This window comes from Carboxydothermus ferrireducens DSM 11255 (genome assembly GCF_000427565.1).
In the GTDB taxonomy this organism is placed as follows: domain Bacteria; phylum Bacillota; class Z-2901; order Carboxydothermales; family Carboxydothermaceae; genus Carboxydothermus; species Carboxydothermus hydrogenoformans.
This window is the reverse complement of record NZ_ATYG01000043.1, coordinates 1-12,959: the sequence shown is the minus strand read 5'-3', so window position 1 is coordinate 12,959 and position 12,959 is coordinate 1. Positions and strand designations below refer to the sequence as shown.

Below are 12,959 nucleotides of genomic sequence, written 5' to 3'. Positions count from 1 at the left end.
TCAACCAAACGCACATATTCGTAATTCCCTGCTTTAACTACTTTAAGATGCATAGAAACCCCTCCAAAAAGGTTATCTATGCATATTGTACCATAAGTTATAAGCATAAATCTATATTTTCAAGGCTATATCTAAAAATAATTTGTCCCTACATTTTTGAAAGGTTTAAAAAATCGATGCAGTATTTTCAAGGGTTTGCGGGCTTTTTTAGGCCGTTTTTCGCAATTAACTGACAAACTCGGGATAAAATAATATTCGCTAAAAACAGAAAAAAACCTCCCATTTTATGGGAGGTTTAATATCTTTTTCCATTAGGATGCTTTATCTTTAATTAAAATAACTTTCAACGTGTGCAGGATAATTTCTAAATCTTTAAGAGGGGTATAAGCTTTGGCGTACAGCAAGTCGTATTTTAGCTTGTCTTCAAAAGAGGTACTGTATTTCCCTTCAACCTGGGCAAGACCGGTTAGACCGGATTTTAGTTTTAGACGTAAGGCATACTCCGGAACCTCATCGGTAAATTTTTCGACAAAGAAAGGGCGTTCCGGCCTTGGTCCAACTAAGCTCATGTCCCCCTTTAAAACATTTATTAACTGGGGCAATTCATCAATCCGGGTTGCCCGTAAAAACCTTCCGACCCGGGTAATCCGGGGATCGTTTTCCGTAGCTAAAGTAGGTCCCGTGAGTTTCTCCGCATCTTTCACCATGGTGCGGAATTTATAACAGTAAAATTTTCGCCCGTTTTCCGTTACCCTTTCCTGTAAGTAAAATACCGGTCCTTCGGAATCAAGCTTAATTAAAAGGGCAGTTACAAGCATTATCGGGCTTGCCAAAATTAGGGCAATTAAAGCCAGCAAGATATCCATCGCCCTTTTGACCATCTGCATCCCGGCAGGCAAGGAAAGCCCTTCCAAATAAAAGACCGGTAAGTCGCCTATCGATTCAAGCTTGGCCTGGGAAAGGACGATATCATAATAATCGGGGATAACGTACACCGGAATATTTTCCGACAAAGTTAAAAGTAATATTTCTTTTTTAAGCTTGTCCGGAAGGTTATTACCGATAAGTACCACTTCCGGCCGGTACTTATTGATGGCTTCCTTAACTTCCTCAATTGTTCCCGGAGCTGCCAGCTTTCCCGCAACCTCAAAGAGGTCAATCTTGTTATCTTTGATCTTATCCCGGGTAATGTGGATTTCTTTGTGACCGCCAATTAATAAAAGCCGCCTTGCTCCATATGCTTTCTTCTCCAGCCGCCAGAGCCAGAGCCGCCAGGGAATAAAAATTATAAGCTGCAGGATAAGGGCAACCACGAAAACCGTCCGCGGAAAGGAAAAGCCCCGGAAGAAGAACGCCATGCCCATGGCTACCGGCAGCAAAAGCACGATCGCCCAAACGGTAGAGGCGATAACTTCTGCCCGGCTTCGTTTATAACTCTGGTATAAACCATACACATTAAAAAGTAAAAGCCCCGCTAAAGTTACCCACGGGTAAACGGTAAGATAAGCTATAAAGTTTTCTTCAGGAAGCTTAAAACCAAAGCGCAGCAAAAAAGCCGCTACAAAGCCGAGGTTTAAGAAAACGGCGTCAATTAAAACGGAAGCAATGGTTAAAAGTTTTAGTTTTGTATTTTTATCCATCAAAAACTGCCTCCGTATCTTTTAAAAGTTTCTTGTACAGGCAGTCATAGGAACTGACCATTTTTTCAACGGTATAATTTTCGCTATAAATAGAAAAACTCCTCTTTCCCATTTTAAACCTGAGCTCCCCATCCTGTAAAAGGGAAATTATGGCGTGAAAAGCCTTTTCAGCATCTCCCTCATCCACTAAAAACCCATTTTCTCCCTCATAAACAAGTTCCGGTATGCCTCCCACTTTACTGGCAACCACCGGCAATCCCGCCGCCATAGCTTCGAGAATCGAAACGGGTAAGCCTTCATGCCGGGAAAAAAGCGTAAAAACATTAAAATCCCCCAACAAATCGTAAACATCTTCCCGGTGTCCCAAAAGATGGATTTTTTCCGAAAGCCCCCTTTTTAATATTTCCGCCCGAAGCCACTCTTTTTGCGGTCCATCTCCTACTACGACAAAAACAACCCTGTCCCAGTTTTTTATTACCATTTCCGCTGTTTTAAGGAGAAGCTCTAAGTCCTTGGGAGGGGCAAGGCGAAATACAGTTCCTACTATTTTTATTTCATCACTAATTCCAAGCTCCTGCCGAAGCTTTCCCTTTTTTGTTATAATTTCCGGCAAGCCATTGGGAATATAGGTTAACTTCTCTTTCCGGGTAATTTTATATTCAAGTCCTTTCCGGTAATCTTCCCGGGATACCGTCACCATCATGCTGCCAAACAAGCCCGCCAGTCGCTCCGCCCAGACATAAAAAAGAAATTTAAGTAGTGGTTGATTTAAGTCAAAAACCCAACCGTGCACGGTAAAAATCCTAACCGGCACGCGGGCAAAAAAAGCTGCAATTCTCCCTACTATTCCTGCTTTGGTGCTGTGGCAGTGGACGATATCAAACTTTTCCTTTTTAAAAATGCCTATTAATTTCAATAATAGCTTAAAATCCTTCGTTAAAACTATTTCCCGCTCCATCTCCGGTAGCGGCCAAAGTTTTATATACGGATAATCTTTTAACCAGGAAAATAACTCTCCTCCGGGAGCAGCCATCACGGTAATATCGTATTCTTCAGGATTTAGGCCGCTAACAATATGATAGAGAACCTTCTGGGCTCCTCCCGCCTCACTTAAGGTAATGAGGTGCAAAAGTTTTATTTTCTTCTTCATATTAATTCTCCAGCATCCACCCTCTACTTTCAAACCTCCAACTTCCGTTTATGCCACTCAACCGTCTTTTTAAGGCCCTCCTCCAAACTCACCTTTGGCTCAAAACCCAAAATATTCCGGGCCAAAGATATATCCGCAAGGGAATCCCGGACATCTCCAACCCTTGCCTCAGCATATACTGGCTCAATATCCACCCCGATAATCTCTTTTATCACTTTGTAAAGCCTATTTAAAGTAATCCGCTCTCCGCAGGCAATATTAAATACCTTCCCAGAAGCTCCCCGGGCCGTTAAAGCCAGCATATTCGCTTCAACCACATCATCGATAAAAATAAAATCCCTGGTCTGCAGACCATCCCCATAAATTGTCGGCGGCATACCTTTTAACAATGCATCGATAAACTTAGGTATCACCGCTGCGTACTGGGAATTGGGGTCCTGCTTTGGGCCGTAAACGTTAAAGTATCGAAGTCCCACCGCTTCAATACCGTAAATCCGGGTAAAAACTTGAAGATATAACTCTCCGGCATACTTCGAAACCGCATAAGGTGAAAGCGGCTCCGGGTACATGTCTTCTTTTTTCGGTAAAGTTTCATTATTCCCGTATACTGCTGAAGACGCCGCGTAAACCACTCTTTTTACTCCGTTTTCCTTAGCAGCCAAAAGCACATTAATCGTGCCGGTAACGTTTACTTCGTGGCATTTTAAAGGGTCATCGATAGAAGCCGGCACCGACGCCATCGCCGCTTCGTGAAATATATAATCCACATCTTCGACTATATTTCTTAATAAATCTAAATCCCGCACATCTCCTTTAATAAAGGTAATTTTATCTAAAACTTCCGAGAGATTTTCCTCTTTACCGCTTGATAAATCATCCAGGACAACGACCTCAGCTCCGTCTCGTACCAACCTCTCCACTATATGGGACCCAATAAAACCTGCTCCACCGGTAACCAGGAATTTTGCCAAAGTTAATCCCCTTTCATTGTTATTTAAAATATTTAAGCAAACTTTAGAAGTACTTCTAAAGTTTTTGCTGCAGTTTTATTCCATGAAAAATTCTTTGCATGAATTTTACCACCATTAATTAATTTTTTCCGCAGATTTATATCACTTACTACCTTCAAAATACCTTCTGAAATAGATGAAATATCGTAAGGATCAACATAGTATGCAAATTCTCCTGCAATTTCAGGCATTGAAGTTAGATTAGAAGTAATTACTGGAGTACCTGCAGCCATAGCTTCTAATACAGGTAAACCAAATCCTTCATACAATGAAGCATATATAAACGCAGCAGAATTATGATAGATATAAGGTAAATCTTCATCATCTACATAACCAGTAAATATTATATTTTTATTGTTTTGAATATCAAGATTCATTTTACCAGCAAATGATAACCCTGACTTTCCCACTATAACTAATGGTATATTAATTAGTCTGTTAATTTTTTCATATGCTTTTACTATATTTTCAATATTTTTTCTTGGTGATGGTGACGAAACCATAAGTAAATATTGTTTTGGTAAGTTATATTTACTTGCTACTTTTTCACATTTTTCCTCATCTTTTGTTTCATCTATAAAAAATTTATCATCTACTCCTAAGTGTATAACAGTAATTTTTTCAGGCTTCACATTGTATATGTTTATTATTCTTGATTTAGTAAACTCTGAAACACTTATTATATGTTTTGCATTTTTTAAAAGCTTTGGCCAAAGAAACTTATACCATTTTGCAAAATATTTGTTATACCATTCAGGATTTTCAACAGGCGCAATATCATGCATAGTAATAACTTGATTCTTGTAAATAATAGGTCCTGAACCACCAGGTGACCACAATAATGAATTATTTCTTATTTTTCCAGGCAAAATGAATTGTTCCCAAAGGTGCCCTAATCCATAAGGTAGTTCTTTAGATGGATATAACTCAATAAATTGTTTTGATGAAATTCTTTTTATAATTTCACTTGCATACCTTTGAACCCCAGTCTGTATTTGTGTTTTATACCTTGAATTAATATAAATTTGTTTATTATTTTGAATCATAATACATCTCCTTTAAAATAATTTCAATAATTCATCAAGAAATTTTTTTACATAGTTTTCCCATGTTAGTTCTTTTGTTAAGTTTTTTGCTAAACTACCCATCTTACGATATTCTTCAGGTTTGTTAACATATAAATAATACATTTTATTTATAGCTGTAGCCATAGACAAAATATCATTTGGATCACATTCAAGTACTGCATTTTTTAAATATTGTGCCGGTGGAATATTAAAGCTGACAATTGATGGTTTTTCAAATAATGCAGCTTCAAAAGGTACTAAACTGAATCCTTCTACGAAAGAACAATTAATAACAGCAATAGAATTTTTATATAACATTTGAAGTTCATAATTACTTACTTTGGGATAATGTATAACATTATTTTTATTTTGTATTAACTTTTGATTTTCAAAATTAAGTTCACCAACAACAATTAATTTAGCTTTATTACATATTTCAGAATTCAAAAAGGCTAATATCATATTTTTAAAGTTTTTATGGGGTAAATTAGGATTTACAATTAAAAAATAATTGTTAACATTTTTAATTATGTTATTTAATTTTCCATCATCATTCACATAATTTCTACCTAAATGATTAACCCCCGGTGGTATAACTTTTATTTTGTTTTCTTCAATTTTTGTATATTTTAAAATTTTCTTTTTCGAAATCTCAGATACTGTAAATATTAAATCAGATTTTGAAATACAAAATTTTACATTATATTTAAAATACCATTTAGTAAATAAGGGAACTCCATTGGGATATTCTAATGGAATAACATCATGAACCACTACAACTTTTTTAAAGCTACCATAATAAGGTAAGTCATTACTGGCAGAAATTAAAATATCATCTTTTTTAAGTAAATACGGTAAAAAAAATTGAAACCAAATAAATCTTTTTTTCCAGTGATTTTTTTTATCTCTAAAAAAGGAGTTTAAAACTAAAATCTTATCTTTAGATATAAAATCAAATAATTCCGGATATTGAGTTATTATTTTTAAATTTTTATTTAAGTTTTTACTTAATTCTTTTAGAAAATTAAGGGTAAACACTTGAATACCTGTAAAAGTATCAGGTTTCATATGACTACAATCTAAATATATATTCATTTATTGCGCCCCCAAGATTTATATTAAGGCCAAAAGATACCACAAATGCCGCCAATGCAAAGAATCAATAAATAATGAGTTTAATAAAATAACTATTACAAAACTGAAAAACACGTAATCTCCTTGTCTTAAACTTTTTATCAATATATTTAGGAACAAATAAAGATATAAAATTAATCCTAAAAAACCATTCTCAACTAATATTCTTAAAAATAAATTATGAACTGAAGGAGTAATATATTTTGCTCCAAGCTTCTCTTCAATCTTTGGAGAGTAACTTTCAAAATTTCCAGGCCCAATTCCAATAATAGGGGATTTCCGCCACAAGATAAAAGCAGCTTTCCAAGCAACAAATCGTCCACCAGTATCATAATCTTGTAATATGTTAGTTTCTTTTAAATTATTTTCTACCTTATTTTTAATAATCATTCTATCTCCAAACGGTATAAGTTTTTTAAATTTACTTATATATAAGCTATTTTCATGAAAAAGATTGGGCACAATAAAAATACTTAAGCATATAATAACTATAAGTGCCAACAACTTCTTGGTTATTTTAAATTTGCTATCTTTTGTAAGAAAATATTTTAATATGTACAATAAAAATATCCCTATTAATAAAGAGTAAAAGCTTGCTCTACTTGTTGATAAAATAAGATAAATAATCGAAATGAAAAATAGAAAAATCTCAAAGCTATATTTTTTGAAATCACTTATTTCATTGTCTAATATATTATTTACTCTTGATAAAACAAAATAAATTAAGAAAGCTGAATAAACGTTTGGGTCCTTAAAAAGACTTTGTATTCTATGATCATTAACTATATAGTTTGCAAAACTAAAATTATAATAATTAGCAATTTTTAAAACGCCAATCAAAGAAATTACCATAGATAGTATTACTGCTAAATTATAAGCGTATATAATTACGTTTTTCACTCCAAATTCTTCATCAAAGTACCTCAAAAGTAAATATAAGGATAATAAGTATTGTGTAGCAATAAAAAATCTTAAATTTCCCCCTAAAATAGCGTATTGCAATGTATTATAAGTTAAAATTATAACAACAAGAAATTCTATATTGCTTTTAAAGATTGCACTAATTTTTTTATTTTTTATTAAAGTTATTAAAAAAAAGAAAAATAGGGGTAAAAAAAGGTAATCAGAAATTGCTGGTTCAAAAAATACAACAAACGAAAATAAAATATATAGTAAAATTAATAATTTTATTATAAACTCTAAACGTTGACCTATTACAATCACTTTAATACGCTCCCTTTTTAAAAACTATTGCTGTAAATGTTTTAAATAAAATGTACATGTCATAAATTATATCCCAATTTTTGCTATACCAAACATCTAATTTTACTCTTTCATCATATGTAATATCATTTCTACCACTTACCTGCCATAAACCAGTCAATCCAGGTTTAACACTCAAGTAGTAATAAATATATTTCCCATACTTTTTTATCTCATCTTCAGTTATTGGCCTGGGGCCAACTAAACTCATATCTCCCTTTATTATATTTACTAACTGCGGAAGCTCATCTAAACTGGTTTTACGTAATATTCTTCCTATTCTTGTAACGCGCGGATCATTTTTTAGTTTAAATTCTTTTTCCCATTCTTCCTTTAAAGCAGGGTTTTTTTCTAAAAGCTTCTTTAAACGCTCATTCGCATCAGCATACATTGTCCTAAATTTATAACAGTAAAATTTTTTCCCTTTATATCCAACTCTCTCATGCTTAAAGATAATACTACCATTTGAATCAATTTTGATTAAGACTGAAATAATGATAAAAATTGGCATAGCAGTAACTAGTAAAAAGACACTTAAAATTATATCAAAAAGCCTCTTAAATTTCTGTGAAAATGTTTTTACATCACTATTATCAATTACATCCACAACTTTATTATTATAAACTGCTATTTCTCCATTAATAACAATACTTTGATCAGTACTCATTTCATAAAATATTAATTTACAACTATTTTTTATAGATAATTCAATTAATTCTTTTATTTCATTCATATCGCAACGACATTTCACATGTAACTCAATTGTTTTTTTATTGAAACGTGCATTAAATTCGTTTATATTGACTGTTACTATTTTATCTTCACTATTTTCATTAATCTTTACATACAGGTATGGAAGATTTATCTTTTGGATTTCAATCTTTACTTTTTCAATCTCCTTATATTTCATTACAATTAAACTATAAGTATATCCATTCAGCGTTAAAAGAAAAAACTCAACAGAAAAGTAAGTACCAGTAAACAAACGACTTATATTTAATTTAAAAATAAAAACAATGAAAATATATAAAATCAGAGTAAATATTATTGAAACTAATGATGATTTTAATTCATTTTGAAAATTAAAAGGCAAATCATCACTGCTAAAATAATACTTAAAATACGTTAAAAATAATGGAATTAATATCAAAAAATACCAAAATCCATTAAACTCATGTTTTATTCTAATTATGTTATCATATACACAAAATGATATTAACAAAAATAACAAAACGCTAACTAAAAAATTCAAACCATAAAAAATTAATTTTTTTCCATTCATCCTAAGCAAATTCCATCATACCTCTCTTAGACATAAACTTACTTTATCTTCCATAAATATCCTTTAATCGAACAATATCATCTTCCCCAACATAGCTGCCCACCTGGATTTCGATTATTTCCAAAGGCACTTTGCCGGGATTTATCAGGCGGTGCGCCTTGGTTGGAGGTACGTAAATACTTTCGTTTTCGTAAACATACTTTTCCTGACCGTCTATTTCAACAAGCGCTGTTCCTTTTATCACCACCCAGTGTTCACTCCGGTGGTAGTGAAATTGAAGGCTCAGCTTCTGCCCGGGATTTACCACGATACGTTTTATTTTATACCTTGGCCCTTCTTCCAATACAGTATAACTCCCCCAGGGCCTGTGGATGGTAAGGTGCTCGTCTGATTGGGGTAGATTTTGCTCTTTAAGCTTACTAACTACTTCTTTTACCTTCTGGGCTTCACCTTTTTTGGCGATTAACAGGGCATCCGGAGTTTCTACTACCATAATCCCTTCAAGACCTATAGTTGAAACAAGTCTTTTTTCGGTTAAGATCAGGCTATCCTTAGTTTCTATAGTCAGAGCATTTCCTATTACCGCATTATTATCGTCATCTTTAGGCAGTAGCTCATAAATGCTCTCCCAGGATCCCACATCAGACCACTGCAGTTCTAAAGGAATTACTGCAGCTTTATCCGTTTTCTCCATCACCGCATAATCCAGAGAAATATCCGGCATTTCCGAAAAAGTATTTAAAACATCTTCATAACTTTTTCCCTCTATTTTTTCGTAAATATCCGGAGCATGTTTTTTAAATTCTTCCAATATATCTCCAATAGTAAATGCAAACATCCCGGAATTCCAGTAAAAGTTTCCGCTTTGAAAGTACTCTACTGCTTTTTCCAGATTTGGTTTTTCTACAAACCGTTTTACTTTAAAACCTTCACTAATTTCTTCTCCTTTTTCTATGTAGCCATATCCTGTTTCCGGTTTTGTAGGTTTAACACCAAAAGTACCAAGAAAACCTGCTTGGGCAAGGTTGTCCATTTTTAAAAGATATTCACCAAAAGCATCCTGGGGGTTAATTAAATGATCGGAAGGAGAAATAAATATGGTTTCGCTTTCATTTACTTTTTTTACTTCTAAAAGATATTTTACCGCCAGGGCGACCGCAGGTGCGGTGTTTCTACCCACTGGCTCAAACAAAATATTTTCTCCTAATGTAGAGTTAATCTCTTCTACATGGTTTTTGACGAGGAATTTGTAGTCATTATTGGTAATAATAAAAATATCTTCCGGATTTAAAACAGTCAAAATCCTTTTAACAGTTTTTTGCAAAAAAGATTCTTTATCCCCAAGGCTTAAAAACTGCTTGGGATAGGTTTTTCGGGATAACGGCCAAAGTCTTGTCCCACTTCCACCGGCTAAAATTACTGCTTTCATACCTATACCACCTAATTTTTTATTTTTTTTAATACTCCCACTCAAAATCCTCTAACCCTGCATTAATAATTCTTTGCTTTAAATCAGTTGTTATTTCTTTCAATCTTTCTGGACTTTTCGCTTCACACCTTGCCACCAGGACCGGCTGTGTATTCGATGCCCTAACCAGTCCCCAGCCATCAGGATAAAGTATCCTTATGCCGTCAACGGTAATGGCGTAGTACTGTTTTAATGCCTCTTCTTTTATTTTTTCTATTACTTTAAACTTCAGGTCATCCGGGCAGTCAATTCTGGTTTCGGCGGTGCTGTAATATACCGGAACATCAGCCAAAAGCTCGGACAATTTTTTATCGGTATTGGATAGAATCCTTAAAAGCCTTCCGGCCGCATAAAAGGCATCATCAAAGCCGTAATATTCATCAGCAAAAAACATGTGGCCGGACATTTCCCCGGTAAACAACGCATTTAGTTCTTTCATTTTGGCTTTAATAAGAGAATGTCCGGTTTTATAAAAGTACGGTTTTCCTCCAAGCTTTATTATTTCATCTACTAATGCCTGAGAGCATTTTACTTCCACAATTGCCGTTTCGCCCGGGTACCGGGCTAATATCTCCCGCCAGTATAAGATCATGAGCTTATCGCCCCAAACTACTTCCCCCTTGTCATCTACTACCCCAATGCGGTCGGCATCGCCATCAAAGGCAATACCCAGGTCAGCTTTTTCTTCGCGGACATGGTTTATTAAATCCACTAAGTTTTCTCTTTTGACCGGGTCGGGATGGTGGTTGGGAAAATTGCCATCAGGCTGGCAGTATAATGGTATAACTTCACAGCCAAGGGCTTCTAAGTAAGGTACGATGTAGTCCGAAGCCGCTCCGTTGCCTGCATCAGCTACTACTTTTAATTTCTTTGGGCCAAGTTTTATTTTTGAGGTGAGCATCTCAATATAAGCTTGGCCAATGTTTTCTTGAGTAACTTTACCCGGCTTTTCACTCAATGCTATCCTATTTTCTTCAATTATTTTTCGTATTTCCTGAATTTGCTCACCGTAAATAGTAGTTTTCCCAAGGGCAAGTTTTAAGCCGTTAAATTCTTTAGGATTATGGCTTCCGGTAACCATTACCCCGCCATTTACGTCAAAATGATAAAGGCTGTAGTAAAAAAGCGGCGTGGTAACTATGCCGATATCAATAACATCTATTCCTACAGCCATAAGACCTTTTGTGATATAATCCTTAATTCTCGGGGTAGAAAGCCGAACATCGCCACCGACAGTAGCTCTTGTTATTCCCTGGTTTTTAAGAAATGTCCCATAGGCCTGTCCAATTTTTTCCACTACTTCATTGGTAAGTTCGGTTTCAGCTATACCACGAATGTCGTATTCACGGAAGATAGAAGGAATAATGTGCATACAAACAACCTCCAAAAAAGTTCAAAAATGCTTTTCAATAATCATATTTAAATAATTTTTTATTTCATTTTGAAAACGAGTTTTAGAAAATCTCTCCGCATTTTTTCTTATTAAATAAGGATCAAATTTATCTTCGAATTTTAAAAACCTACTTATAGCGTCACTTAAACTTTCTACTGTTTGTTCATTAAAGTGTATTCCCGTTTCACCATCAATAACAGTTTCGCTGGTCCCACCTTTGCCGAGGGCTATTACTGGAGTACCACACGCCTGAGCTTCTACAGGAATAATTCCAAAATCTTCATCTGCCGCAAATACAAGCGCCTTCGCTTTTTCCATATAATCTTTTACCACTTCATCGGGTTGCCAGCCCAATAAATCAATATTTTTCCCGGCAATTTTTTTAATCTTACTCATTTCCGGCCCATCCCCAATTACCACTAAAGGCAAATTTAACTTATTAAATGTTTCTACAATTAAATCGATCTTTTTATAAGGAACAAGCCGAGAAAAAGCAAGGAAATAATTATCTTTTTTTGCATTCACTTTAAACTTCTCAACTTCTACCGGGGGATAAATTACGGCCGCCTCACGCCCATAAGTTTTTTTAATTCTTCTTGCTACATATTTTGAGTTTGCAATAAAATAATCAACTCGTTGAGCTGCAGCATAATCCCAAAGTCGAATATAATGGAGTATTAGTCTTGCCATTATGCTTTTGACACCCTTTTCCAAATTCCCTTCGCTGAGATATTGAAAATAAAGATCCCAAGCATATCTAATTGGTGTATGAATATAACTTATATGTACTTGATGTGAATTGGTTAACACTCCTTTTGCAACTGCATGACTGCTAGAAATAATAATATCGTAATCACTTAAATCAAATTGTTCAATTGCTAATGGCATTAGGGGTAAAAAAGAACGGTATTTTTTTTTTCCAAAAGGTATTTTTTGAATAAACGAAGTTTCGATAGGAAACTTAGATATGACACTATTGCTAAAATTTTCTGCATGATAAACTAAGGTATAAATTTTTTTAATATTAAGCGTACATAACAATGTTTCTACTACTTTTTCTGAACCACCAACTGATGTTAACCATTCGTGAACTATGGCAATATTTTTCATTCTTTACACCTTTTTTCTTTCATTTTTTTTAAAATACTATTATTATGTCGTAATTACATTGATTTTTTATAAATAATTGAAGTATTACTTATTTTTACAGTCTCAATAATTGAATCAAAAAAGACTTGATATCACAAAAGTATCACTTTTTCAATCAACCCCATCCGCAATACTGATAAAGTTCATTAAACATAAATAAATATATTAGAACGGTTTTAAATTAGAAAATATAGTTACATAAACGTTTAGATGTTTTAAAAGCCAATGTAAATATTAATTAATGTTTTTCAAGATTCAGATTCAATTCATCTTATTTAATTCAACTTTTTAAACAATCTGTGTTTGGCAATATAAAAATGCATAAAACGGCAAAGAAAAATGCAGAAAAAATATTGGCCATTGCCAGCGTAAAAAGATACATAAGAGTTAAAATTTAACAGTT

At 34.0% G+C, this 12,959-nt stretch carries 10 protein-coding genes; all 10 read right to left on the bottom strand.

The window, feature by feature from the left end; genetic code table 11:
• Positions 1-311 precede the first annotated feature (311 nt).
• From CARFE_RS0111890 to CARFE_RS0111845, 10 genes are read right to left on the bottom strand one after another with little or no spacing between them, the layout of a single operon-like run.
• A complete protein-coding gene (locus tag CARFE_RS0111890) occupies positions 312-1,640 on the bottom strand; it encodes a sugar transferase (protein WP_051250308.1) in 1,329 nt (442 codons plus the stop codon).
• On the bottom strand, positions 1,633-2,790 hold the full coding sequence (locus tag CARFE_RS0111885; RefSeq protein WP_028052901.1) for a glycosyltransferase family 4 protein: 1,158 nt from the start codon (positions 2,788-2,790) through the stop codon (positions 1,633-1,635). The genes CARFE_RS0111890 and CARFE_RS0111885 overlap by 8 nt, the downstream gene beginning before the upstream one ends.
• Positions 2,791-2,819: 29 nt before the next feature.
• Positions 2,820-3,761, bottom strand: coding sequence for an SDR family oxidoreductase (locus CARFE_RS0111880; protein ID WP_028052900.1), 942 nt, complete (start codon positions 3,759-3,761; stop codon positions 2,820-2,822).
• 32 nt (positions 3,762-3,793) lie between these two features.
• A complete protein-coding gene (locus CARFE_RS0111875) occupies positions 3,794-4,846 on the bottom strand; it encodes a glycosyltransferase family 4 protein (protein WP_034542112.1) in 1,053 nt (350 codons plus the stop codon).
• Positions 4,847-4,858: 12 nt separating this feature from the next.
• Complete coding sequence (locus CARFE_RS0111870) at positions 4,859-5,962, bottom strand: glycosyltransferase family 4 protein (protein WP_028052898.1); 1,104 nt, start codon at positions 5,960-5,962, stop codon at positions 4,859-4,861.
• An 18-nt stretch (positions 5,963-5,980) separates the two neighbouring features.
• Positions 5,981-7,225: an O-antigen ligase family protein gene (locus tag CARFE_RS0111865; RefSeq protein WP_028052897.1), complete on the bottom strand. Its 1,245-nt coding sequence runs from the start codon at positions 7,223-7,225 to the stop codon at positions 5,981-5,983.
• 1 nt (position 7,226) lies between these two features.
• The gene (locus CARFE_RS15755) at positions 7,227-8,546 is read right to left on the bottom strand and encodes an exopolysaccharide biosynthesis polyprenyl glycosylphosphotransferase (protein ID WP_051250307.1); all 1,320 of its coding nucleotides are present in this window, start codon (positions 8,544-8,546) and stop codon (positions 7,227-7,229) included.
• Positions 8,547-8,589: 43 nt separating this feature from the next.
• Positions 8,590-9,975, bottom strand: a complete 1,386-nt coding sequence (locus CARFE_RS0111855) for a mannose-1-phosphate guanylyltransferase/mannose-6-phosphate isomerase (RefSeq protein WP_028052896.1) — start codon at positions 9,973-9,975, stop codon at positions 8,590-8,592.
• A gap of 28 nt (positions 9,976-10,003) precedes the next feature.
• Entirely contained in the window at positions 10,004-11,386 is a 1,383-nt protein-coding gene (locus tag CARFE_RS0111850; RefSeq protein ID WP_028052895.1) for a phosphomannomutase/phosphoglucomutase, read from the bottom strand.
• A gap of 21 nt (positions 11,387-11,407) precedes the next feature.
• A complete protein-coding gene (locus CARFE_RS0111845; protein ID WP_028052894.1) occupies positions 11,408-12,517 on the bottom strand; it encodes a glycosyltransferase family 4 protein in 1,110 nt (369 codons plus the stop codon).
• Positions 12,518-12,959: the final 442 nt, after the last annotated feature.

Bases quoted from the DNA above. Each gene is read 5' to 3' on its own strand.
- CARFE_RS0111885 (WP_028052901.1), bottom strand. From the start codon at position 2,790: ATGAAGAAGAAAATAAAACTTTTGCACCTCATTACCTTAAGTGAGGCG.
- CARFE_RS0111890 (WP_051250308.1), bottom strand. From the start codon at position 1,640: ATGGATAAAAATACAAAACTAAAACTTTTAACCATTGCTTCCGTTTTA.
- CARFE_RS0111870 (WP_028052898.1), bottom strand. From the start codon at position 5,962: ATGAATATATATTTAGATTGTAGTCATATGAAACCTGATACTTTTACA.
- CARFE_RS15755 (WP_051250307.1), bottom strand. From the start codon at position 8,546: ATGAATGGAAAAAAATTAATTTTTTATGGTTTGAATTTTTTAGTTAGC.
- CARFE_RS0111845 (WP_028052894.1), bottom strand. From the start codon at position 12,517: ATGAAAAATATTGCCATAGTTCACGAATGGTTAACATCAGTTGGTGGT.
- CARFE_RS0111855 (WP_028052896.1), bottom strand. From the start codon at position 9,975: ATGAAAGCAGTAATTTTAGCCGGTGGAAGTGGGACAAGACTTTGGCCG.
- CARFE_RS0111875 (WP_034542112.1), bottom strand. From the start codon at position 4,846: ATGATTCAAAATAATAAACAAATTTATATTAATTCAAGGTATAAAACA.
- CARFE_RS0111850 (WP_028052895.1), bottom strand. From the start codon at position 11,386: ATGCACATTATTCCTTCTATCTTCCGTGAATACGACATTCGTGGTATA.